The following is a 23,591-nucleotide window of genomic DNA, read 5'->3' on the forward strand; positions in this document are numbered from 1 at the left end:
AGGAGGGTACGATGTCGGACTCTGGTTTATTGAAGACTCATCGAACATGGGAAGACTGGTGCGGGATGCTGCTCGGCGCGGCGATCGTGGCTTCGCCGTGGTTTCCCGTTCAGGATCCGGCGATCACCGGGCACCAGACGGCCATCCTCAACACCGTCGCGATCGGTCTGATCGTGTTTGGTCTCAGCCAGCTCGAATACGTCGCCCTGCAGCGGTGGCAGGAGGTGACCACGATCCTGGTCGGGCTGTGGCTCATCGCCTCGCCTTACCTGATCGGCTATTCCGCCGACGGCTTCCTCCGCATCTATCATACGACCCTCGGTGCGGTGGTGGTGCTGCTCGGCATACTCCAGCTGTGGCAGGACTGGGATCAGACTGACCAGGACCTGCTCAAGCATGGGCAATAGGCCATAGATGCCGGCAGGCCCGCCGGCCATGGGCGGCGGGCGTGCACTCATCTTGTTACGAGATCTGCATAGTCCGGGTGCTTGTCGATCCACGCCTTCACGAACGGGCATTGTGGGATCAGCTTCAATCCGGCGGCGCGGACCTGGTCGAGTGCGCCTTGTACCAGCTTCGAGCCGATGCCCTTGCCACCAAGTTCCTTCGGCACGTCCGTGTGCTCGAACGTGATCACGTTGCCATCGAGCTTGTAATGCTCGGTCGCAAGATGGCCTTCCACCGCGAGCTCGTAGCGGTGTTGCGCCTTGTTGTTGATGACGTCGCTCATGTCGTGGCCCCTCCAGCTGCCAGCCTCGCGCACGAGGCCGTAACGCGCGGTCGGGTCGGCAGGTTTCCGATATTGCGGTTCAATCGGTCGCCTTGGCCAGCCTGGCATCTTCGGGCTGTGGCGGCTGGCGGAGGCAACCCTGGCAGATGACCAGGGAGCGGTTGACCCTGGCGTCCTGCTCGGCCTCGACGCCATCCTGCGCCTGCCACCATTCCTTCGAATAGGGCTGAACGCCGGCTTGCGACCTGTTGCGCTCGGAGTGGGCAGCGGTGCGCGCTGGTCGTGAAGCAGCGTGCGGCCGGTTGGGATCCTCGCCGGCGCCATCCCAGGCGTAACGCGCAGGCTTGAAGGCGGGATCGGAAGCCAGATGCGCCTGTGGCGCAACGGCACATCCGGCGAGCGCCAGCGTGAGCAGGAGGACGGCGGGCGCTTTGATCATGGAATGCACTCTGTACGCGAAGACGGATGGAGGGTGCGCCGATCATGTTTAAAATTCCCTGAACGATAACGGTCGTGGCTGCGACCAACGCCAATGCGATATCTGATCCTCTTGCTCGTCCTGCTCGCGACCAGCGCGCGCGCCGACGACGCAAAGCCGTTCAATCCGGCCGACTATCCACCCGGCGTGCAGAAGGCGCTGCGCTACGCCAATGAGGAATGCGACGCCCAGGAGGGCGGCAAGGTGACCTTCGCGCCAAACACCGTGCGCAAGATCGACCTCACCGGCGATGGCCGCGAGGACTACATCGTCGATTTCCAGGACACCAAATGCGGCGATCGCGAGACGACCTATTGCGGAACCGGCGGCTGCGTCATGAAGATCCTGGTGACACTGCCGGACGGCAGCGTGCGCGAGGTGTTCGACGGCTATGTCCGCAGCTACAAGATCGTGGCGCCGCCGATGAAGCGCGGCGCCGCGCGCACCATCCGTTTTGATCTGCACGGCAGCTTCTGCGGCGGCTTCGGTGCGCAGGCCTGCTGGAAGGCGAAGGCCATTACGGCGACGCCGTTTGCGTTCAAGCAGCCGTAGAGCTGGTCCGCGGCCGCCGGCCTTGCAGGGGCACCGGCGATGGCGATAAATGGGCGGCAATGAGCGGGCGGCTTGTGCGCTGTCCGTCTTCGAAGAGGAAGCCCGATGCAGCCCTTGCGCATGTCCCGCCGCGTCATGAATCTCGCCTACATGCTGACTCAGAATGCGCGGCGGCATGGATCGCGCCCCGGCTTCGTCTGGGGTGACAAATCCTGGACCTGGCGCGAGATCGATGCGCAGGTCTCGGCGCTGGCCGCGGCGCTCGCCGCACGTGGCATTGCCAGGGGCGACCGCATCCTCGTTCATTCCAAGAACGGCGAGGAGATGTTCGTCTCGATGTTCGCCGCGTTCCGGCTCGGCGCGGTCTGGGTGCCCACCAATTTCCGCCTGATGCCGGACGAGGTCACTTATCTCGCGCAGGCCTCCGGGGCGAAGGCGTTCCTGTGCCATGTCGATTTCCCCGAGCACGCGGCGGCGGTGAAGGGCGGCGCTCTCGAATTCACCTGGAGCGTCGACGGGAAGGCGCCATTCGCGGATATGTCGGTTGCCGAGGCCATGGCCTCGCGGGCAGGAACGGCAGTCGAGAACGTCGCCGTCGAACACGACGATCCCTGCTGGTTCTTCTTCACCTCCGGCACCACCGGCCGTTCCAAGGCGGCCGTGCTCACCCACGGCCAGATGGGGTTCGTCGTCACCAATCATCTCGCCGATCTGACGCCAGGTGTGACGGAGCAGGATGCCTCGCTGGTGGTGGCACCGCTGTCGCACGGCGCCGGCGTGCATCAGCTGATGCAGACCGCGCGCGGCGCATGCACGGTGCTGCTGCCGACCGAAAAATTCGATATCAGCGAGGCGTTCCGCCTGATCGAGGCGCATCGCGTCAGCAATCTCTTCACGGTGCCGACGATCCTCAAGATGATGGTCGAGCATCCCGCCGCCGACAAATACGATCATTCCTCGCTGCGCCATGTGATCTACGCCGGCGCGCCAATGTATCGCGAGGACCAGAAGGCCGCGCTGAAGAAGCTCGGCAAGGTCATCGTGCAGTATTTCGGCCTTGGCGAGGTCACCGGCAACATCACCGTGCTGCCGGCCGCGCTGCACGATCCCGAGGACGGCCCGCACGCGAAGATCGGCACCTGCGGCTTCGAGCGCACCGGCATGCAGGTCTCGATCCAGGACGACGAGGGACGGGAGCTTGCCGCCAACCAGAGCGGCGAGATCTGCGTGATCGGGCCTGCCGTGTTCGCCGGCTATTACGACAACCCCGAAGCCAATGCGAAGGCGTTTCGTAACGGCTGGTTCCGTACCGGCGATCTCGGTCACATGGACGAGGAGGGATTCGTCTACATCACGGGACGTGCCTCCGACATGTACATCTCCGGCGGCTCCAACATCTATCCGCGCGAGATCGAGGAGAAGATACTGACGCATCCCGCGGTCGGCGAGGTCGCCGTGCTCGGCGTGCCCGATGCGACCTGGGGCGAGGTCGGAATAGCTGTCTGCGTTGCGCGCGAAGGCGCGAAGCCGGTGAGCGAAGCGGAGATGGCGGCGTTCCTCTTGCCAAAAGTGCCGCGCTACAAGATGCCGAAGCGGTTCTTCTTCTGGGAGGCGCTGCCCAAGTCCGGCTACGGCAAGGTGCCGAAGCGGATGGTGCGTGACGAGCTCGAGGCGCGCGGGCTGCTCGATCTCGACAAGACCAAGGCAGGCTGAGCGCAAGTGATGCGGAGTATCAAGCAGCCGGGCGCGCCCGTCGCCGAACGCATCCAGTGGGTGGAGGCGAGGGGGCGCGCCTTTTCCTTCACGCTTCAGGCAGATCTGCCGCTGCTGGAAGCTGCACGTCGCGGATTTGCGGCAGAGGGATTTGCCGGCGGCGTACTGAATTTCGGCCGCGGTGCGCTCGGGCCGTTCGCCTATGTCATGCCGGCGTTGTCGAAGACCGGCGAGAACGCGGCGTTCTACAGTGACACGTATCGGCCCGAAGGTGTGACGCGCACGAAGCTTGGCAGCATGACGCTCGGCATGCGCGATGGCGCGCCGTTCTTTCATTGCCACGGGCTCTGGACCGAAGCCGATGGCAAGGCCAGCGGCGGCCACATGCTGCCGGACGAGACCGTTGTTGCCGAGCCGTTCGAGGTCGAGGCGTTCGGCGTGGATGGCGCGACGTTCACCGCCGAGCCCGATCCGGAGACCAATTTCAAGCTGTTTGGGCCCGTCGTCTCCGCGAGCACCGGCGCGCGCACGACGAGCCGCAGCTTCGCATTGCGGCTGCGGCCCAATCAGGATTTTGCCGGCGGGCTCGAGGAGTTCTGCCGTGCACACGGCATCGCGCGTGCGAAAATTCACGGCGGCGTCGGCTCGACCATCGGCGCACGTTTCACCGACGGCGGCGTCACCGAGCCGTTTGCGACGGAGCTGGCGATCACGGCCGGGACGATCGCCCCCGGTTCGGCGGGCGCGCCGGAAGCGGTGCTCGACGTCGCGCTGATCGACTACACCGGAGGCATTGCGGAGGGCCGCCTGGTCCGTGGCGACAATCCCGTGCTGATGACCATGGAGCTGGTGCTCGAGGTGCAAGACTAGTATCGATCGGGCGATCGTCAGCGAGCGCGTAGTTTGGCAATGGCCAGGTAAGTGGATGCGCTCATGCCCGATAGGCCCGAGCTCGATCCTTGAAAGAGGTTGAGCAAGGGAGATTGCGCCTGGCCCGTGCTCTCGCTGTTCTTGATGTCATACATGGCTGAGAATCGATTCAGCAGCTTCGCAACTTTCGCAGGATCGGACAGATCCTTGATCTTCATGAATTTGTCCACGAACTTGGCCTGTTGATCGATCGGCATCGCCGCCATCTGATCAGGCAAATTGAAGGTGGTCCTGAACACCTCCGAAAGCGCCTTGTCGGCAAGGATGTCGTATGCCGACGTGATGTCGCCCGCCTTTCGCTGGAAGTAGAGCGCCAGGCGCACGCCGGGATTCGTGTCCCCTTGCTGCTGCTCCAGGCTTTGCTGGAGATAGTTCGCCTGGGTTTCCCGAAATTGATCTTGCTGCTGGGGACCCATCATCGGGAGGCGCGCGACGTTGCCCTTGCTGTCGAAGTTGAACGACGCCGCGATGTCGGCAAAGCGGGGATCGCTCTGCGTGTTCGCAAAGCTCTTTGGATCGTTCAGGTCGGAGGCGAAGATTCTCTTGAGAAAATCGGTGCTGATCTTCCTGGGATCCAAACCCTTGGCCAAGAGAATGAAATCGACCATCGGTCTGTTTGCAAGAAGATCGGACACGCTGTCGATGCCTGCAATCGCCTCCTGATAATCCGTCGCATCCTTGGTTGCCTGGGCCCGAACTGCCGCCTGCTGCTGGGGGCTCGCCGTGCTTGCGCTCTTCACCGCTGAAATGACGTAGTCCCTTGTGATCTCGAGCACGTCAGCAGCGTCCTGGGCCACCAGGGGGGTCGTCAGATTGCCCTTTGCATCGAAATTGAAGGCGCGCGCGAGCTGGACATAGCGATCGTCCTTGAGGGTATGGACGTAGCTCTTGGGATCACTCAGGTCGCTTTCGAGAACGGCCTTGATCGCGGCCTGGGAGACCTCCTTGGGATCGAGGCCGACGGCGCCCAGCGCAAAAACATACACGTCCGGCGTCGATATGAACGCGTCGACCGAATTGACGGTGAGGAGAGCCGTTCTGAATTGCCTGATTGCGAAAGCTTCGTTCAGCGGGCTTGCCGCCGAATAGACGGCCGCCTTGCTGTCGTCGAACCGCTGTTTCGTGATCGTGACATTTGCAGCAGTCTGTGCGGACACGCCTGACGGAAGCGATCCGTCGGGCGAAAACTCGAAGGCGCCGGCCAGGTCCACGAACCCGTTAATGGTCGCGATCTGGTCGCTGAGGCTGGAAATGCTGCTCGCGTATGATTCCAGGTGATATTTTTCGACCAGGATCTGGACCTTCAACTGGGTCACATTAGCGTCCGGTTGCGATAGTTGGGCCGTATAGTCGGCTATTTTTGAATTTGCGGCGCTGACATCGGATTGGGCTTGAGCAAGCTGGGCCTTGAGGCCGTTCAACTGGGAAGCAAAGGTGGTGTTGACGTAGCTGTTTGGATCGGATGGGTCGCTGCGCAGGACCTGACTGATCGTGTCACGAGGCCACTTGCTTTGATCGATCCCGTATGCCGAATAGACATAGTTGCGCAGACGGTCGTCGTTCAGGAGTTGGTCTGCGCTTGTGATACTGCCGATATGGGCGCTGTAGTATTTCGAGTCGTCCGCAAGTGCATCCACCTGGCTCTTCTTGGTCGCCGTATACAGGCCGATCATCTCATCGGTCTGGTGCTCCGATTGCGCGACCGGCGTCGTGCCGCCGGCGAAGGAGAATGCCGCGGCAAACTCCCGGTACCGCTTGTCGACCAGCTTGTTGACGAAGCTTTTTGAGTCGTTGAGGTCGCTCTCGAGCACCTGCTTCATGAAAGCCTTGGCATACGCCATGTCTTCCAGGCCATATGCCTTCGTCGCATAATGATACAGGCGATAGTCCTTCATGAAATCGTCAATGGTTTTCACCTTGCCGATGTTGGCTTTGTAATAGGCGGCCTCCCGCGCGACGTCCGATTGCTGTTCGACCCGGGTGAGGGACTGCTTGAGATTGTGCGTGATGTAGCTGTAGCTGAAATACGTTGTCACCATCGCGCATTCCTCGCGGCTTTGCAGTCCCGGACGTCCGTCAATCATTGCGGGGTCGCGAGGTGGAAGCTGGCCTCATGCCAGCAAGACTGTCTCGTGGTCACGTTTTCCCAGGACGATTCCGAGCTACAATCTGAGTTTTTTCAGCTCGCGCCCAAATAGCGCAGATCAAGTAACGCAGATCGAGTTTATCTCCGGTTGTTTCTGGATGTTTCTCAAATGCAGCTTTCGCGAGGGTTGTGTTCCTGATATGTTCCAGTTCAGGGATGGGTCCGAATTGGGGGCTGGCATGAGCCGAAGAAGCGGTCGAACGATCAACCTGCCTGCGCCGTATCTGAAGCGGGTCTGGCTCGATCCGTCGCAAGTTCACGATCGGGAGGCCTATCCGTTTTGCCTGCCCATCTTCCCCGATGATTTCGAGCTCAACTTCGATGCGGCCATCACCATCATCGTGGGAGAGAACGGGACCGGGAAATCGACGATCCTCGAGGGCATCGCGGCGCTCGCCGGCTACGACGATGCCGGTGGCGGCAAGGGGTACAGGCCGGTCGATCATTCCGTAGCGCGCGAGAAGATGGGCGGCCAGCTCTCCAAGGCGCTGCGCGCAAGCTGGCTGCCGAAGATCACCAATGGCTGGTTTTTCCGTGCGGAGAGCTTTTTCTCGGTCGCGCGTTATCTGGACAAGGCTGCGCGTGATGCCGGCCAGGTCGGCCCCGATTTCCTGTCCCATTCCCATGGAGAGGGTTTTCTCCGCTTCTTCGAGGAGCGCTGCCAGCGCCAGGGCATCTTCATCTTCGACGAGCCGGAATCGGCGCTGTCGCCGGCGCGCCAGATCGAATTCCTGACGCTGCTGCGCCGCATGGAAGAGTCCCGCATCTGCCAGGTGATCATGGCAACGCATTCGCCGGTGCTGATGGCCTATCCCAACGCGCGGCTGCTGCGGCTCGGGAAATACGGCCTGGAGCCGACGACGGTGGAGCAGACCGATCATTACCGGGTGATGCGGGAGTTTTGTGCCGATCCACGCGGGTTCGTGGAGGCGATCCTGGCGGAGTAGGGGCGCACCCGACGCCCACACGCGTGTCCCGGACAAGCTGCAACGCGTGAGCGTTGCGGCGCAGAGCGGGGACTCGGGGTCCGCGCGTCGTGCTGCTGCATGGGCCCCGGCTCAGCAGCGCACCGCCGAAGGGGCGCTGCGCTGCGTCCGGGGCACGAGAGCCTGAATGTCTCTAGCATTGCTACCCGCATCATACGCGCGGCTTCGCATTCTCGCGGCGCTTCGCGCCCGAGCTTTGCGTCGATTGCCGCCCTCAAGAGTGCCGAGGGCGCAGGGAAGGCCGGGTGCCGGCTGGCACCCGCGGTCCGCTGTGCGCAAATTGCGCTGGAAGTGATGCACAGCGGCATACAGGTGAAGCCAAACATCCGGCCTTCCCTGCGCAGTGGTTTTACGGCTTATGTCGTGATCTCCTCGGGGAGCGATGCACTATTGCCCCCGTCGCCTTGCGGATGACTGACGATGCGAACCCGGTCGGGCCGCAACGTCACCACAAGCCTTGGCGCACAGACCCCGGGCGCCAGGACCACACGATTTTGCCGTACGCTGGCTGCGCCCGTCGTGTGCGCGCCTCGTCTGCTCACGGAGTGACCCGCCCTGCAGACCGCCTGCGCGCGACGCTGCCTGCGTCCACCACATTCCCATCCCGCGTTCGTGACGATCGCGATCCGCCCCTCGGCCCGGGCTGGGATGGCCAAAACATGCGATAATTCCGAATTCTAGTAAAGCGAATTATTTCCGCCCGCGGGAGTTGACCGTGGTCTGGCGTGTTTTGCCCGTCAGGCAACGCAACGGATGGTGTGATAGTGGGGAGCGCGCCGCCACAGCCGCGCCACGAACCGGTCTCCCCACCGTCCAAAAATGCGCTACGATGCTTCCAGCGCGCGTCAAGTCGCGCAGGATCAAGTGAGGAAACGACATGAGGATGACGATGGGACCGGCGATCGCCGGGGTGGCGGCGCTGGCGGTGGCGGGGATGGCTCTGACGACGGCGTTCGAGCCGGTCTGGGCTCACGGGCCGACCCGGCAGAAGGTGAGGGAATCCATCGAGATCAACGCGGCTCCGGCCAAGGTATGGGCGGTGATCGGCAATTTCCAGGACATGAGCTGGCTCCAGCCGGTCACCAAGACCACGGGCGAGAAGGGCAACGAGATCGGCGCGACGCGGACGCTGACGCTCACGGGCGGCGCAACGGTCGAGGAGGAGCTCTACAAATACGAGCCCGACATGCTCAGCTATTCGTACCGGATCACCAAGGTCGACGTGAAGGTGCTGCCGGTGACCAATTATTCCTCGACACTGACGGTGTCGCCCGCGCCGGACGGCAAGGCGAAGCTGGAATGGGCCGGCGCGTTCTATCGCGGCTATCCCAACAACGATCCGCCGCCGGAACTGAGCGACGAGGCCGCCAGGACCGCGGTGAGCGGGCTGTACAAGGCCGGGCTCGAAGCGCTCAAGAAGAAGATCGAGAGCGGAAGCTGACAGTGCGGGCGCTGGTCTTGCAGGCGCTGGTCTTGGCGGCGCTCGCCGCCAGCCTTTGCCTTGCCGGTGTCGGCGGCGCGTCCGCCGAGGAGGCGTTCGTCACCAACCAGCTGAGCGATGATCTGATGGTCGTGGACCTCGCGACGTCGCGTAGCGTTGCGACGATCCCGATCGGCGGCAAGCCGGCGGGCGCGGCCGTCAGCGCGGACGGACGTTTTGCCTATGTGACGAGTCCCGACGCCAAGGCGGTGACGGTGGTGGACGCGGCCGCGCGGCAAGTCGCGGGGCGGATCGAGGTCGGCGGCGGGCCGCTCGGCATTGCCGTCGCGCCCGACGGCCGCACCGTCTATGTCGCCGACTGGTATGCCGCCGCGGTGCGGGTGATCGATACGGCGAGCCGCAGCGTCACGGCCAGCATCGCGGTCGGCGCCTCGCCATCGGGCCTCGCGGTGACGCCGGATGGCAAGCTGCTGCTCTCGGCGGATCGCGACGACGACAGCGTCTCGGTGGTGGACACCGCAACGCGCCAGCGCAAGGCGACCATCAAGGTCGGCACCCGACCGTTCGGCGTCACGATCGACGCCGAGGGCAGGCGCGCCTACACCGCCAATGTCGGCTCCGACGATGTCTCGGTGATCGATATCGCCGAGGCCCGCGAGATCGGCCGCGTGCCGGTCGGGATGCGCCCCTATGCGGTAGCGCTGACGAGGGGCCGCGGCTTCGTCACGGATCAGTATGGCGGCACCGTCAGCGTGTTCGACCTTGCGATGCTGAAGCCAATCAAGCGCATCGCTGTCGGCGACTACCCCGAAGGCATTGCCGCGACCGCCGACGGCAAGCGCATCATTGTCGCCTGCTGGGAGAGCAACACGCTCAGCATCATCGATGCGGCGAGCTGAAAGTCGTGGGTGAGATCAAGACCGGCGACGGCCCGCGCGCATTCGGGGCGTTCTTGCGCAGGACGGAGTAGGGGTGTGTAGGGTGGGTTAGCCTTGCGGCTGCGCGAAGCGCAGTCGGAAGGCGTAACCCACCTCTTTGGATTCCGCGGAGACAGAAGTGGTGGGTTACGCTGCGCAGATGCGCTTTGCGCATCTGCAGGGCTAACCCACCCTACCAGTCCGCGCTAGCGTCGGCACAATCTCCTCCATCCGCTCAAACACGTGGTCCGGCCCCAGCGCCCGCAACGCCGCCGGCGCCGCATAGCCCCAGCACACGGCCCCGCAGGCAATTCCCGCGGCCCGCGCCGCCTCGATGTCGCGGACCTCGTCGCCGATCGCGATGACACTTTCGGGCTGGACGCCTGCGCGCCTGACAACCCGGCGGAATTTCGCGGGCTTGCCGAACAGTGACGCCGAGCAATCGAAATGCGCGAACAGCGACGCAGCCTCGCCGAGCTTCTCGCGCGCATTGGCCTCGCTGTCGGAGGTCACCAGCGCAAGCTGCACACCGTTCTCAGCCAGCGTCCGCAGCATTGTCTCGACGCCCGCGAACAGCGCAATCTCCGCGGCCGCCTCCGCCTTCAGCCTCCGCGCATGCCGCGCGATCGCCGGCAGCTTCCACAGGGGCACTTCGAGGTGGCTGAGGATCTCGCGCGTTGAGGCATGCCGCAACTCTTCGATGTCCTCATCCCGCACGCGGCGAAAATTGAAGTGATCGGCGATGTCGTTGATGGTGCGCAGGAACCACGGGAAGCTGTCGGCGAGGGTGCCGTCGAGGTCGAAGATGGCGAGGGCGTAGGGCATGGGGAGGATTTCGTGTTCGCTGACAAGGGGTGCTTGTTGTGCTATATCCTGGCAAAATTCGAGGACAGCCATGCGGCACCAGCGCATTGAAATCAATCCGGCGATCACGGACAGGTAAGCCTGTGATCCGCGGAACACGCGTGCCGGTCGAGTTGGTGTTGCGCGAGCTCGGCGCCGGTATGACTATTGAATCGATCATCGAGGAGCATCCGCGGTTGACGGCGGACGACATCCGGGCAGCCCAGGCTTTTGCGGCAGACTATCTGGCCGACGAAGACGTCATCTATCGCTGAACAGTGCTCTGGCTTGCGGACGAATGTATCGCGGTCTCTCTGGTTCGAGAGCTACGAAACGCCGGTCACGATGTGCTCTACATCGCCGAATTCGCTGCCAGTCTGAGTGACACGGAGGTCATGGCGCTGGCGTCGCGCGAAGGGCGTCTTCTCCTCACGGCTGAAGGATTTTGGTGAGCTGGTCTTTCGCCGCGGCCAAGCCGCTCCTGGTCTAATCTTGTTGCGTATCGATACGGAGAGCGGGCCATTGGTACGAGCGCGGCTTCTAGAGGTCGTCGACCAATTTGGTCAGAAGCTTTTTGGCCGTTATGTCGTGATCGACGAAGTTCGTTTGCGGTCCCGTCCGTTGCAAACTTGAATTTTGCTGCAAGTTGCGCACGTGAGTATCGATCTCACTCGTGCTAGCGGCGGGACGCGCAGACCGCTGACATTAGCGAGCTACAGCATCGCCATTGGGCGGATTAATTGCGCTTGAAGAAGCGGTGGCGGACCGCAACCGCTCGCTCACCCATTCGACAAAAGCAGCGCGTGCGGAGGGATCGAAAAAGGCTCGCGCCGGGATGAAAAAGCCGTACCCCGAATTGTACCATATCGCCACCATGGTCGGCGTATCTGTCACGCCCTGGATGGAGTGCCAGAACGTCCGGCGTTCGCTGGCGGGAGTCCTGACGACAATCGAGCTATCGTCTAGAGTGACGTGCCACGTCATTTGCGCGACGCGATCTACTTCAAATAGGTTGTCCTGGATTTGTCGGAATACCTGCCACGCTAGGAAGAACGCGTAAATCTGACCTAGCACAAAGCCGACTAGCAACGCAGACAGAATTTGCGCTGCTGCCCATTCCAGGGCCATGGCAAGAAGGCCGGCGACCATCACGACACCCCAAATGATGAGCGCTTGAACTTGAAGGGCTTCCCGATTGACGTGCACCTTCAGACGTTTGCCTGCAAGTTTTCGGAAGGATCTATCGTCCTCTATTGTGATATTGAATTGAAACCGAAAGCTTGACTGATCGATTACATCGCTCAAATCTGATCTCCGCGGCGAAGCCAGTTAGTATAGCCATCACTCGCGAAAATAACCAAAGGTTGTGTCGACTGACAACGCCGTCATCTGAACATCTTGCGCACCCGCGGATGGGGTCGCCGCGACCCGGCTGCGTCCTCGCCGATGTCTGTCTGATTGCAGACCCTTGGTGTCGCCTAGGCTGGCCGAGTCCAAAGTGAGGCTTACTCAGCCGCCTCGCTGGCCGCACGCCTCCGCTTCGGCTTCCGCGCCTTCTCCAGCACCGGGGCCAGGAATTTCCCCGTGTAGCTCCGCGGTGCCTTCGCGATGTCTTCCGGCGGGCCCCACGCCACGATCTCGCCGCCGCCGTCCCCGCCTTCGGGGCCGAGGTCGATGACCCAGTCGGCGGTCTTGATGACTTCGAGATTGTGCTCGATGACGACGACCGTGTTGCCCTGCGCGACCAGCTCGTGCAGCACCTCCAGCAGCTTCTTGACGTCGTGAAAATGAAGGCCGGTGGTCGGCTCGTCCAGGATGTAGAGCGTGCGGCCGGTGGCGCGCTTGGACAGCTCCTTGGCGAGCTTGACGCGCTGGGCTTCGCCGCCCGAGAGCGTCGTGGCCTGCTGGCCGACATGGATGTAGTCGAGGCCGACGCGGTGCAATGTCTGGAACGTCTCGCGGACGCGCGGCACCGCCTTGAAGAACTCGGCGGCTTCCTCGACGGTCATGTCGAGCACGTCGGCGATGCTCTTGCCCTTGAACAGCACCTCCAGCGTCTCGCGGTTGTAGCGCTTGCCCTTGCAGACGTCGCAGGTGACGTAGACGTCGGGCAGGAAGTGCATCTCGATCTTGATGACGCCGTCGCCCTGGCAGGCTTCGCAGCGGCCGCCCTTGACGTTGAAGGAGAAGCGGCCGGGCTCGTAGCCGCGCGCTTTCGCCTCCGGCAGGCCGGCGAACCATTCGCGGATCGGCGTGAAGGCGCCGGTATAGGTCGCCGGGTTCGAGCGCGGGGTGCGGCCGATCGGTGACTGGTCGATGTCGATGATCTTGTCGATGTGCTCGAGGCCCTCGATGCGGTCGTGCGGGGCGGCGCCCTCGCTGGCATTGTTGAGCTTGCGCGCGATGGCGCGGTAGAGCGTGTCGATCAGCAGCGTCGACTTGCCGCCGCCGGAGACGCCGGTGACGCAGGTGAACAGGCCGAGCGGAATCTCCGCCGTGACGTTCTTGAGGTTGTTGCCGCGCGCGTTGACCACCTTGATGGTGCGGCGATGGTTGGGCGGACGCCGCTCCGGCACTTCGACCTCGAGCTCGCCGGTCAGGTACTTGCCGGTCAGCGATTTCGGGTTGCGCATGATCTCGGCGGGCGTGCCTTCGGCGACGATGTGGCCGCCATGCATGCCGGCGCCGGGACCGATGTCGAGGACGTAGTCGGCGAGGCGGATGGCGTCCTCGTCGTGCTCGACCACGACCACGGTGTTGCCGAGGTCGCGCAGCCGCTTCAGCGTGTCGAGCAGGCGGGCGTTGTCGCGCTGGTGCAGGCCGATCGAGGGCTCGTCCAGCACGTAGAGCACGCCCGTGAGGCCTGAGCCGATCTGCGAGGCCAGGCGGATGCGCTGGCTCTCGCCGCCGGACAGCGTGCCGGAGGAGCGGGACAGCGTGAGATAGTTGAGGCCGACGTCGAGCAGGAAGGTCAGGCGCTCGCGGATCTCTTTCAGGATGCGGCCGGCGATCTCGTTCTGCTGCTTGTTCAGCGTCTCGGGCACGCCCTCGAACCATTCGCCGGCCTTCCTGACCGAGAGCTCCGAGATCTCGCCGATATGCTTGCCGCCGATCTTGACGCAGAGCGCCTCGGGCTTGAGCCGAAAGCCCTTGCAGCCCTCGCAGGGCACGTCGTGGAAATATTTCGCCAGCTCCTCGCGCGCCCACTCGCTCTCGGTCTCGCGATAGCGGCGGTTGATGTTGGTGATGACGCCCTCGAACGGCTTCTTGGTGTCGTAGGAGCGGACCCCGTCCTCGTAGGAGAACTTGATCTCGTCCTCGCCGGAGCCGTAGAGGATCGCGTCTTTCGTCTTCTTCGGCAGATCCTTCCACTTGGTGTCGAGCGTGAACTTGTAGTGCTTGCCGAGCGCGGTCAGCGTCTGCACGTAATAGGGCGACGACGACTTGGCCCAGGGCGCGATCGCGCCCTTGCGCAGCGTCAGGTCCTTTTCGGGGATGACGAGGTCCTCGTCGACATGCTGCTCGACGCCGAGGCCGCCGCAGGCCGGGCAGGCGCCATAGGGATTGTTGAACGAGAACAGGCGCGGCTCGATCTCGGGGATGGTGAAGCCGGAGACCGGGCAGGCGAACTTTTCCGAGAACAGGATCCGTTCGGGGCCGCTCTTGTCGTGGATCTTCGCAGTCTTCTTTTTCTCTTTCTCTTCCGCAGGCGCGGCCGCCGGCGCGTCGGCGAACTCGACCACGGCGAGGCCCTCGGCGAGCTTCAGCGCGGTCTCGAAGCTTTCGGCGAGGCGCTGGCCGATATCGGCGCGCACCACGATGCGGTCGACGACGACGTCGATGTCGTGCGGGAACTTCTTGTCCAGCGTCGGCGCTTCCGCGAGCTCATGGAAGGTGCCGTCGATCTTGACGCGCTGGAAGCCTTTCTTGAGCCATTCGGCAAGCTCCTTCCGGTACTCGCCCTTGCGGCCGCGCACGACCGGCGCGAGCAGATAGAGGCGGGTCCCTTCGGGCAGCGCCAGCACGCGGTCGACCATCTGCGAGACGGTCTGGCTCTCGATCGGCAGGCCCGTGGCCGGCGAATAGGGCACGCCGACGCGGGCCCAGAGCAGGCGCATGTAGTCGTAGATCTCGGTGACGGTGCCGACGGTGGAGCGCGGGTTCTTCGACGTCGTCTTCTGCTCGATCGATATCGCCGGCGAAAGGCCATCGATCTGGTCGACGTCGGGCTTCTGCATCATCTCCAGGAACTGGCGCGCATAGGCCGACAGCGATTCGACGTAGCGGCGCTGGCCCTCGGCATAGATGGTGTCGAAGGCGAGCGAGGATTTGCCGGAACCGGAGAGGCCGGTGAACACCACCAGCTTGTCGCGGGGGATCTCGACGTCGATGTTCTTGAGGTTGTGCTCGCGCGCGCCACGGATCGAAATTGCGCGAAGGCTGGAGCCCGCGTTCTGTTGTTGGCGCTTCGCCTTGATCACTTCGTCCATCCCGCTGGTCCTTAAGGAATCCAAAGACGCGCGATCGCGCCAATGTTGAAGGCGCGCTTCGCCCGGAACCGGGAACGGCGCCGATGGGTATGGCAGCGAACGTAGGAAGAACGGCGGCGGATTTCCAGTGCGACTTGCGAATCGTCAACGGATTGTTGGCGCGCTGGCGGCATCTGGCAGCAGGCGGGCGCGGAACTGCGCTGGAGCGTGGTGCCAAACAAAAAGGCCGGCGCGAGGCCGGCCTTTCGTGACGATGTGGCGTCCCTTACGGAGATCAGTACCTGGCGACCACCGGGCCGCCAAAGGTGTAGTTGAGGCGCACCGTACCCATGTCGACGTCCTGCTTGATCCGGTCGATGCGGTCATTGACGCCGAGGATCGTGAACGAGTTGTTGCGCTTGCCCATGAACAGATGGTCGTACTCGATCGCCACGGACCAGTTCGGTGCGAAACCGAATTCGATGCCGGTGCCGACCGCGCCGCCCCAGCGCGTCTCGCTCGCGCTGTCGAGCACCACGCCGCCCACCAGGCCGTTGTACTAGGCGTGGGTGACGGCCGCGCCGCCCTTGACGTACCAGAGCACGTTGTTCCAGGCATAGCCGACCTGGCCGGTGAACAGGCCAAGCGCGTCGATCTTGGTCTCGTTGACCAGCGGCGCAAGAAACAGGCTCGTATTCGAGCCCTTCAGGTTAGCCCAGTCGCCTTGGGCTTCGAGACCGAACACCCAGTTCGCCGACTGCCAGCGATAGCCGATCTGGCCACCAACCACGCCGCCGGTCGCGTTGTGACAGCCTTCAGCCGTGTCCGGACCCGGCACGCCGAAGATATTGTTGACGTCCCAACAATTCCGGCTCGAGGCGCCGCCGCCGTTGATGCCAAGGTAGAAGCCGCTCCAATTGTACACCGCGATTGGAGCGACCGGAGCCTTGGTGTAGGGGCGGGCCGCCAAATCGGCCGCCGAGGCAGGTGCCAACGCGCTGAGTGCGAATAAACTGGCCGAAGCCAGCAGAAGCTTCTTCATACCCGTTCCCCAGTTCCGTTTTCTCTCTTGCCTTCCGGAATCGGAAGGGCAGCGGACCCCAATGACCCAACTGATGTCACATACACCATTGAAGCTAAAGGTTGTGTCACCCGGCGGCCACATCCATCGGAAAACGCGAGCAGACGGACGGCTGCAACAAAAAGAAAGGCCGGCACGAGGCCGGCCTTTCGTAACGCAGGAGCGTCGGAGACGAAGCTCAGTACTTCGCGACGATCGGGCCGCCGAAGTGATAGTTCACGCCGACCTGCACGGTGTGGAAGTTGATCGTGCCGGACGCCAGCGGTGCGCCAAGGTTGGAGAAGTAGTCTTCGCTGCCGAAGCTGCGATAGAGGTACTCGCCCTTGACCGACCACTGCGGAGCAAAGAACGCCTCGACGCCGGCGCCGACGGTCCAGCCGGAGTGCCACTTGCTGTCGGAGACGCTCACGCCGAGCGCGCTGAGGGTGACCTTGTTGTCGATCCAGGCGTAACCACCGGTGCCGTACAGCAGGACGTTGTTGACGGCCCAGCCGATGCGGCCGCGCACGGTGCCCATGGCGTCGGTCTTCGAGCTCAGCGTGGCGGTGGCGACGCCGAAGCCGGGGACGACGGTCGAGCCGGTGACCGAAGCGCTGACGTCAGCCCAGGCGCCGTCGGCCTCGAGACCGAACACGACGTTGCCGGTCTGCCAGTTGTAGCCGGCGGTACCGCCGACGAAGCCGCCGTTCATCTTCGGATCGGTCGAGGACTCTTCCCAAGCGCCGCCGCCGACGACACCGAGATAGAAGCCGGTCCAGTTGTAAACAGCGGCCGGAGCGATCGGAGCCTTGGTGTAAGGGCGAGCCGCGAGGTCGGCGGCCGAGGCCGGAGCAGCAAGAGCGAACAAACAGGCCGAAGCCAACAAAACCTTCTTCATCTTCAACTAAATCCCAGTCCCAGTTTCTGTTGTTCCCTTCCATGACAGGAAGGGCAGCGGACTCAACGGCCCAACTGAGGCTGTGCTTACACCACCGAAGCCGCAAGTTGTGTCTCCGAAAAGCCACAACGACGCAAAAGGTAATGGTTATTGACCCGTTGCCCCCGGGGGGAGGGCAGGTCGGGCCCAAAACTGAAAGGCCGGCGCGAGGCCGGCCTTTGATCTCCAACAATATCAGCGAGATATCAGTACCTTGCGATCGACGGGCCGCCCCAGCGATAGTTCAACCGGATGAGACCGATATCGACGTCCTGGCCGATGCGATTTGAGGCAGTGAAAGCACCGAGCGGAGCAGCGACGAAATTGCCGGATCCGGTGAAGTCGATTGTGCGGTGGCCGAGGAAGATGTGATCGTACTCGAAGCCGACCGACCAGTTCGGCGCGAATCCGAACTCGACGCCCACGCCCACCGTGCCGCCCCAACGGGTCTCGTTGGCCCGGTCGAACTCGAGGCCGGTCGCCACATCATAGGTCCGATAGCGATCGCCGACGACGGCGGCGCCGCCCTTTACGTAGAGCAATACGTTGTTCCAGGCGTAACCGATCTGCCCGGTGATCAAACCGAAAGAGTCGATCTTGGACTGGTTGCGAAGGCCGGACACCGCGCTGATGTTGTCGCCGGTAAAGTCGGCCCAGTTGCCCTGGCCCTCGAAACCGAACACCCAGTTCGACGACTGCCAGCGGTAGCCGATCTGGCCACCGACGGTGCCGCCGGTCGCATTGTGACAGCCCTCGCCGACCAGAACGCCGGTCGCCGGGGTCACGAAGTCCCAGCACTTGTGGCTTGTGCCGCCACCGCCGTTGATGCCGATGTAGAAGCCGCTCCAGTCGTAAATGGCGGCAATCGGCGCTGGAGCCTTGGTGTAGGGACGGGCGGCAAGATCGGCCGCGCTTGCGGGGGCCGCCAGCCCCAACGCCATTGCACTAATTGCACCAAAAAGAATCTTATTCATTGCAGTCTCCCCAGTTTCGCCCGCTTCTCGAAGTCCCCGAAGCGGGCTGATCAGGCGCGACGCCCATATGAAGGCAACGATAGCCCAAGGAAAGGGCAAAGTCCGTCGCCGAAATGCCACACTCGCTCACCGATCGAAGTAGTTGCAACTTGATGAATGTTAAGCGGTTTTCCTCCTTTTCGGGAACCCGGAGAAGTTCCATATGGGTTCCGCGCCATCGGCGTGTGACCAATATCTGTTCAGTGCTTTTGGCGCGAAGAACAAATCTGGAACATGGCCGGGCGGGATGCTATATGTGGGGATAACCCCGGGGGTGGCGGGCTGATCGGTGTCCGCAAGCGTATAGGGTCGCGTCAACGGGGCGCAGAGGAACGCGGGCAGCGGGATTCGCCCTTTTGAAATTCAGTGGCATTCGGAGTGGAGAGCGGCGATGGCGGGAAGCGTCAACAAGGTCATTCTGGTTGGAAATCTCGGCAAGGATCCTGAAATCCGCCGCACCCAGGACGGGCGGCCGATCGCGAATTTGAGCATTGCCACCTCCGAGACATGGCGTGACAAGGCGACCGGCGAGCGCAAGGAGAAGACCGAGTGGCACCGCGTCGTGATCTTCAATGAAGGGCTGTGCAAGGTTGCCGAACAGTATCTGAAGAAGGGCGCGAAGGTTTACATCGAGGGCGCGCTGCAGACCCGCAAATGGACCGACCAAAGCGGCGTCGAGAAGTACTCGACCGAGGTCGTGCTCCAGGGCTTCAACTCGACGCTGACGATGCTCGATGGCCGCGGTGGCGGCGGAGGAGGCGGCAGCTTCGGCGACGAGCCGGGCGGCGATTTCGGCTCCTCCGGTCCCGTCAGCAGCGCACCGCGCCGTCCCGTCGCCGCCGGCGGCGGCCGCAACAGCGACATGGACGACGATATCCCGTTCTGAGGACGAGGTCCTCTACGGGGTGGAAGGAGACGGCGCGGGGCGGGACAGGAAGCGGCCCGCGCGGCTCTCGAGCATCCGGATCAAGACGGGATCCATGAATTCATAGTCGTCTGGAATGTCGAGGCAGATGACCCGCTTGCCATTGAGGCTGGCGCGGAATTTCCGGTTCAGCTTGTTCCGGTGGGTCTTCTCCATCACGAAGATGATGTCGGCCCATTCGACCTGTTCGGTCGACAGCACAACATCCGCGTCGTTCGAGAGGCCAGCCGAGTCGGCCTCGATGCCTGGCCAGGTCGAAAAGACTTGCTCGGCAGTCGGACTGCGGAGGCGATTGGCGCTGCAGACGAAGAGGACGTTGGTCACTTTGACCGCTCCAGGGGAGTGACCGGATTATTCCGATCGAGCAGGGCTAGTCTAGATACACGCCTTTTGGTAGACGGCTCAGTCTTCGACATCTTCGGGCGATGGCCGGGAGGGCGCTTCTCTCGCCGGGTTACTGGCTCGCGTAGAGCGACAGGATTTCCAACCAATGGTCGGGTCAAGCTCGGGTTTCCGGGCTTGCTTCATGTGTTGCCTCAGGTCTTTGACGGGCTTCGATGTGAATGATATTAACTTTATGTTAATGATATTCACATGGCCCGTTCGCGCCGGCGGACGACAGGATGCACCCTATGAGCTTGGCGCCGCTGCTTGAGGCTGCCCCTGCGATCCCGCTGCATGCCTTCGCCGCCATGGCGGCGTTCATCCTCGGGATCGTTCAGCTCGCAGCTCCCAAAGGCAGGCTGCCCCACCGGGCGCTGGGCTGGGTCTGGGTCGTGCTGATGCTCGTCGTGGCGCTCAGCTCGTTCTGGATCCACCAGATCCGCCTGCTCGGTCCGTGGGGCCCGATCCATCTGCTCTCGATCTTCGCGCTGGCGATGCTCGTCGTGGGCGTGATGGCCGCGCGAACCCACAATGTTCGCCGCCACAAGATCACGATGGTTTCGATCTTCTTCGGCGCGCTGGCGATTGCCGGGCTGTTCACCCTCATGCCCGGGCGGATCATGCATGCGGTGATTTTCGGGCCGTAGCGAGGGGTGGAACCGGGGTCTCCGGCGCGATGCTGCCGGTGCCCGGAACGGGGCGCGGGAACAACCGCCGGTCAACCCGGTAAGTCCATGAAAAAACGAAGGGAAAAAGCGCTTCGCGAAAGCCCTCAAGGGTGGTTATCGGGGGGGCGATGCGCTATATGATTCCCAGACAAAATCTCACCGGATTCCCCTTTGGCTGACGACGACAACAAGCCCGGCGACCAGCCGGCGCAACCCTCGGACATTCGCCCCGTCTCCATCTTCGAGGAGATGAAGAAGTCGTATCTCGACTACGCCATGAGCGTGATCGTGGCGCGCGCGCTGCCCGATGCCCGGGACGGCCTGAAGCCGGTGCACCGCCGCATCCTGTTCTCGATGAACGAGCAGGGGCACACGCCCGACAAGAAGTACGTCAAGTCCGCCCGCGTGGTCGGCGACGTCATCGGTAAGTATCACCCCCACGGCGACCAGTCGATCTACGACGCCATGGTCCGCATGGCGCAGGACTTCTCGATGCGCGTGCCGCTGATCGACGGCCAGGGCAATTTCGGTTCGGTCGACGGCGATCCTCCGGCGGCCTATCGTTACACCGAGGCGCGCCTGACCAAGGCGGCGCTGGCCCTGCTGGCCGACATCGACAAGGACACCGTCGACTTCCAGCCGAACTACGACAACAACGAGACCGAGCCGTCGGTCTTGCCGGCGAAGTTCCCGAACCTGCTCGTCAACGGCGCGGGCGGCATCGCGGTCGGCATGGCCACCAACATCCCGCCGCACAATCTCGGCGAGGTCATCGACGCCTGCGTCGCGCTGATCGACAATCCTGCGCTCACCATTGACGAACTCATCAACATCGTGCCGGGACCTGATTTCCCCACCGGCGGCGTCATTCTCGGACGTGCGGGCATCCGCGCCGCCTATCACCTCGGACGCGGCTCGATCGTCATGCGCGGCAAGGTCGCGATCGAGACCATCCGCAAGGAGCGCGAGGCGCTCATCATCACCGAGATTCCCTACCAGGTGAACAAGGCGACGATGGTCGAGCGCATCGCCGAGCTGGTGAAGGAAAAGAAGATCGAGGGCATCGGCGACCTGCGCGATGAATCCGACCGCGAAGGTTACCGCGTCGTCATCGAGTTGAAGCGCGACGCCGTGCCGGATGTGGTGCTGAACCAGCTGTATCGATTCACGCCGCTGCAGACGAGCTTCGGCGTCAACATGGTGGCGCTCGACAGCGGCCGTCCGCGGATCATGCATCTGAAGGACTTGCTGGCGATCTTCGTCGACTTCCGTGAGCGGGTCGTCACGCGGCGCACCAAGTACCTGCTCGCCAAGGCGCGCGATCGGGCGCATATCCTGGTCGGTCTCGCGATCGCGGTCGCCAATATCGACGAGATGATCCGCGTCATCCGGAGCTCGCCCGACCCGACCACCGCCCGCGACACCCTGATGTCGCGCGACTGGCCGGCCCGGGACGTCGAGGACATGCTGACGCTGATCGACGATCCGCGTCACCGCATGAGTGCGGATGGCACGATCCGGCTGTCGATGGAACAAGCGAGAGCTATTCTCGATCTGCGCCTTCAGCGCCTCACCGCACTCGGCCGTGACGAAATCCGCGACGAGCTCGACAAGCTCGCCAGCGAGATCGCCGATTATCTCGACATCCTGCGCTCGCGCGAGCGCGTGCTTGATATCATCAAGACCGAGCTTGCCGAGGTGAAGGCGGAGTTCGCCACGCCACGCCGCACCGTGATCATGGAGCAGGAAGGCGAGGTCGAGGACGAGGACCTGATCCAGCGCGAGGACATGGTCGTCACCGTCTCCCACGCCGGCTACGTCAAGCGCGTGCCGCTGTCGGCCTACCGCGCGCAGCGCCGCGGCGGCAAGGGCCGTTCCGGCATGCAGACCCGCGACGAGGATTTTGTCAGCCGGCTCTTTGTCGCCTCGACCCATACTCCGGTGCTGTTCTTCTCCTCGCGCGGCCAGGTCTACAAGGAAAAGGTCTGGCGGCTGCCGATGGCCGCGCCGAACGCGCGCGGCAAGGCGATGATCAACATCCTGCCGCTGGAGCAGGGCGAGCGCATCACCACCATCATGCCGCTGCCGGAGGATGAATCGACCTGGGGCAATCTCGACGTGATGTTCGCCACCACCGGCGGTAACGTCCGGCGCAACAAGCTGTCCGATTTCGTCGACGTCCGCCGCTCCGGCATCATCGCGATGAAGCTCGACGACAACGAGGCGATCGTCGACGTGCAGATCTGCACCGAGCGCGACGACGTGCTCCTGACGGCTGCCGGCGGCCAGTGCATCCGCTTCCCCGTCACCGACGTGCGTGTGTTCACCGGACGAACCTCGATGGGCGTGCGTGGAATCGCGCTTGCCGAGGGCGACAAGGTGATCTCGCTGGCGATCCTGCGCCATGTCGAGACCGCGTCCGACGAGCGCTCGGCGTACCTGAAGATGCGCCGAGCGGTGGCCGGCGAAGCCGCAGCGGAAGAGGTTCCGGCCGATGCCGAGGCCGAGGAGACGTCCGGCAGCTTCCAGCTCTCCCAGGAGCGTTATGCCGAGATGTCGGCGCAGGAGCAGGTCGTGCTGACCGTCTCCGTCAACGGCTACGGCAAGCGGACCTCGTCCTACGAGTACCGCACCACCGGCCGCGGCGGCAAAGGCATCGTCGCCATGAGCGTCAACAACCGCAACGGCAACCTCGTGGCTTCCTTCCCGGTGGAGGATGCCGACCAGATCATGCTGGTTACCGACAAGGGCCAGCTGATCCGTTGCCCGGTCGAAGGCATCCGCATCGCCGGCCGCTCGACCCAGGGCGTGATTGTGTTCGACACCGCCGAGGACGAGCATGTGGTGTCGGTCGAGCACATCACGGAAGAGGCGGAAAGCGGGAACGGGGCGAACGGGGAGTAACGTTCAGCCCGGTAGCCCGGACTGCGCGGCGCTGGATCCGGGCTGCGAACCGCTTAGCTGACACGAAATCGTCAGACCCCGACTACGGGGTCCGATCGGCAGTCACGAGGCGCGCCTCGCGGACATTGGTCTTCGTGCCGGCAGTGCGCAGGCAGGAGGCCTCGAAGTTCGGCCAGGCCTGCTGCGAGCAGTCCTTTCCAATGTTGCGGATGTCGAGCCGGTCGCTCTTGGCCAGTGGCTGCGGCACGCTGGCTTCGACGGTAGGGGCAAAGCCGGGCAGGAGGGTGAGGCCCGCGGCAACACATGCAGAGAGTGCGATCGCTGAAAGGGTCTTGATCATTGACGGTCCCCTGTGATGCGGCCGCTCACGCCCGGTGTGCGGCCCGTCATTCGTTGACCGGATTAGTAACCATGGCCAGTTTCCGGACGTCTTCGCCGATGCGGGAAATGGTTTCGTTCTCGGTCCGTTTTGTTTCGTGGCTGCCCGGGGACGAA

21 protein-coding genes and 2 pseudogenes are annotated in these 23,591 nt (G+C 63.4%); 12 read left to right on the forward strand and 11 right to left on the reverse strand.

From position 1 onward, the window contains the following. Positions 1–11 precede the first annotated feature (11 nt). The gene (locus tag XH96_RS19295; RefSeq protein WP_194393826.1) at positions 12–407 is read left to right on the forward strand and encodes an SPW repeat protein; all 396 of its coding nucleotides are present in this window, start codon (positions 12–14) and stop codon (positions 405–407) included. Positions 408–454: 47 nt separating this feature from the next. Here XH96_RS19295 and XH96_RS19300 read toward each other — a convergent pair whose 3' ends face one another. Both XH96_RS19300 and XH96_RS19305 read right to left on the reverse strand, forming a co-directional pair. Next, positions 455–730 (reverse strand): GNAT family N-acetyltransferase, encoded by a 276-nt coding sequence (locus tag XH96_RS19300; protein WP_194393827.1) that lies wholly within the window; start codon positions 728–730, stop codon positions 455–457. A 79-nt stretch (positions 731–809) separates the two neighbouring features. Continuing rightward, positions 810–1,169: a hypothetical protein gene (locus XH96_RS19305; RefSeq protein ID WP_194393828.1), complete on the reverse strand. Its 360-nt coding sequence runs from the start codon at positions 1,167–1,169 to the stop codon at positions 810–812. 93 nt (positions 1,170–1,262) lie between these two features. Here XH96_RS19305 and XH96_RS19310 point away from each other — a divergent pair, with 93 nt between their 5' ends. From XH96_RS19310 to XH96_RS19320, 3 genes are all read left to right on the forward strand, one after another. Continuing rightward, entirely contained in the window at positions 1,263–1,760 is a 498-nt protein-coding gene (locus XH96_RS19310) for a hypothetical protein (protein ID WP_194393829.1), read from the forward strand. Between the two features lie 105 nt (positions 1,761–1,865). Continuing rightward, positions 1,866–3,473, forward strand: a complete 1,608-nt coding sequence (locus XH96_RS19315; RefSeq protein WP_194393830.1) for an acyl-CoA synthetase — start codon at positions 1,866–1,868, stop codon at positions 3,471–3,473. 9 nt (positions 3,474–3,482) lie between these two features. Further along, on the forward strand, positions 3,483–4,343 hold the full coding sequence (locus tag XH96_RS19320) for a PCC domain-containing protein (RefSeq protein ID WP_194393831.1): 861 nt from the start codon (positions 3,483–3,485) through the stop codon (positions 4,341–4,343). A 17-nt stretch (positions 4,344–4,360) separates the two neighbouring features. Here the strand turns inward: XH96_RS19320 and XH96_RS19325 are convergent, their stop codons facing one another. After that, complete coding sequence (locus XH96_RS19325; RefSeq protein WP_194394180.1) at positions 4,361–6,442, reverse strand: DUF1217 domain-containing protein; 2,082 nt, start codon at positions 6,440–6,442, stop codon at positions 4,361–4,363. 286 nt (positions 6,443–6,728) lie between these two features. Here XH96_RS19325 and XH96_RS19330 point away from each other — a divergent pair, with 286 nt between their 5' ends. The 3 genes and pseudogenes from XH96_RS19330 to XH96_RS19340 all read left to right on the forward strand — a co-directional run bounded on the left by XH96_RS19330 (position 6,729) and on the right by XH96_RS19340 (position 9,946). Further along, positions 6,729–7,496, forward strand: coding sequence for an AAA family ATPase (locus XH96_RS19330; protein WP_194393832.1), 768 nt, complete (start codon positions 6,729–6,731; stop codon positions 7,494–7,496). Between the two features lie 916 nt (positions 7,497–8,412). Continuing rightward, on the forward strand, positions 8,413–8,976 hold the full coding sequence (locus tag XH96_RS19335; protein ID WP_194393833.1) for an SRPBCC family protein: 564 nt from the start codon (positions 8,413–8,415) through the stop codon (positions 8,974–8,976). A gap of 17 nt (positions 8,977–8,993) precedes the next feature. Continuing rightward, positions 8,994–9,946: pseudogene (locus XH96_RS19340) on the forward strand (cytochrome D1 domain-containing protein). 130 nt (positions 9,947–10,076) lie between these two features. On the opposite strand, the gene XH96_RS19345 reads toward XH96_RS19340, so the two are convergent. Further along, on the reverse strand, positions 10,077–10,718 hold the full coding sequence (locus XH96_RS19345) for an HAD family hydrolase (RefSeq protein ID WP_194393834.1): 642 nt from the start codon (positions 10,716–10,718) through the stop codon (positions 10,077–10,079). Positions 10,719–10,858: 140 nt separating this feature from the next. Between XH96_RS19345 and XH96_RS19350 the strand changes: the two genes are divergently transcribed. Both XH96_RS19350 and XH96_RS39175 read left to right on the forward strand, forming a co-directional pair. Beyond that, entirely contained in the window at positions 10,859–11,011 is a 153-nt protein-coding gene (locus XH96_RS19350) for a DUF433 domain-containing protein (protein WP_246790128.1), read from the forward strand. Positions 11,012–11,014: 3 nt separating this feature from the next. Further along, positions 11,015–11,188, forward strand: a complete 174-nt coding sequence (locus XH96_RS39175) for a DUF5615 family PIN-like protein (RefSeq protein ID WP_246790130.1) — start codon at positions 11,015–11,017, stop codon at positions 11,186–11,188. A gap of 253 nt (positions 11,189–11,441) precedes the next feature. Here XH96_RS39175 and XH96_RS19360 read toward each other — a convergent pair whose 3' ends face one another. The 5 genes and pseudogenes from XH96_RS19360 to XH96_RS19385 form a co-directional block, all read right to left on the reverse strand. Beyond that, complete coding sequence (locus tag XH96_RS19360; RefSeq protein ID WP_194393835.1) at positions 11,442–12,041, reverse strand: YcxB family protein; 600 nt, start codon at positions 12,039–12,041, stop codon at positions 11,442–11,444. A 200-nt stretch (positions 12,042–12,241) separates the two neighbouring features. Further along, positions 12,242–15,226 carry an excinuclease ABC subunit UvrA gene (gene uvrA / locus XH96_RS19365; RefSeq protein ID WP_194393836.1) on the reverse strand — a complete coding sequence of 995 codons (2,985 nt, stop codon included), beginning with the start codon at positions 15,224–15,226 and terminating at the stop codon, positions 12,242–12,244. A 274-nt stretch (positions 15,227–15,500) separates the two neighbouring features. Further along, positions 15,501–16,247: pseudogene (locus XH96_RS19375) on the reverse strand (outer membrane protein). Between the two features lie 217 nt (positions 16,248–16,464). Further along, the gene (locus XH96_RS19380) at positions 16,465–17,163 is read right to left on the reverse strand and encodes an outer membrane protein (protein WP_194393838.1); all 699 of its coding nucleotides are present in this window, start codon (positions 17,161–17,163) and stop codon (positions 16,465–16,467) included. Positions 17,164–17,408: 245 nt separating this feature from the next. Continuing rightward, entirely contained in the window at positions 17,409–18,176 is a 768-nt protein-coding gene (locus XH96_RS19385; RefSeq protein ID WP_194393839.1) for an outer membrane protein, read from the reverse strand. 430 nt (positions 18,177–18,606) lie between these two features. On the opposite strand from XH96_RS19385, the gene XH96_RS19390 reads away from it, so the two are divergent. Next, positions 18,607–19,101, forward strand: coding sequence for a single-stranded DNA-binding protein (locus XH96_RS19390; protein WP_061881761.1), 495 nt, complete (start codon positions 18,607–18,609; stop codon positions 19,099–19,101). 12 nt (positions 19,102–19,113) lie between these two features. Here the strand turns inward: XH96_RS19390 and XH96_RS19395 are convergent, their stop codons facing one another. Continuing rightward, on the reverse strand, positions 19,114–19,464 hold the full coding sequence (locus tag XH96_RS19395) for a low molecular weight protein tyrosine phosphatase family protein (protein ID WP_194393840.1): 351 nt from the start codon (positions 19,462–19,464) through the stop codon (positions 19,114–19,116). A gap of 308 nt (positions 19,465–19,772) precedes the next feature. Here XH96_RS19395 and XH96_RS19400 point away from each other — a divergent pair, with 308 nt between their 5' ends. Both XH96_RS19400 and gyrA read left to right on the forward strand, forming a co-directional pair. Further along, entirely contained in the window at positions 19,773–20,171 is a 399-nt protein-coding gene (locus tag XH96_RS19400; protein WP_194393841.1) for a DUF2306 domain-containing protein, read from the forward strand. Positions 20,172–20,363: 192 nt separating this feature from the next. Further along, positions 20,364–23,096: a DNA gyrase subunit A gene (gene gyrA / locus XH96_RS19405; protein WP_194393842.1), complete on the forward strand. Its 2,733-nt coding sequence runs from the start codon at positions 20,364–20,366 to the stop codon at positions 23,094–23,096. A gap of 82 nt (positions 23,097–23,178) precedes the next feature. On the opposite strand, the gene XH96_RS19410 is transcribed toward gyrA, so the two are convergent. Further along, positions 23,179–23,436, reverse strand: a complete 258-nt coding sequence (locus tag XH96_RS19410) for a hypothetical protein (RefSeq protein ID WP_194393843.1) — start codon at positions 23,434–23,436, stop codon at positions 23,179–23,181. Between the last annotated feature and the right edge of the window lie 155 nt (positions 23,437–23,591).

It is taken from the genome of Bradyrhizobium sp. CCBAU 51765 (genome assembly GCF_015291725.1).
GTDB classification, from domain to species: domain Bacteria; phylum Pseudomonadota; class Alphaproteobacteria; order Rhizobiales; family Xanthobacteraceae; genus Bradyrhizobium; species Bradyrhizobium liaoningense.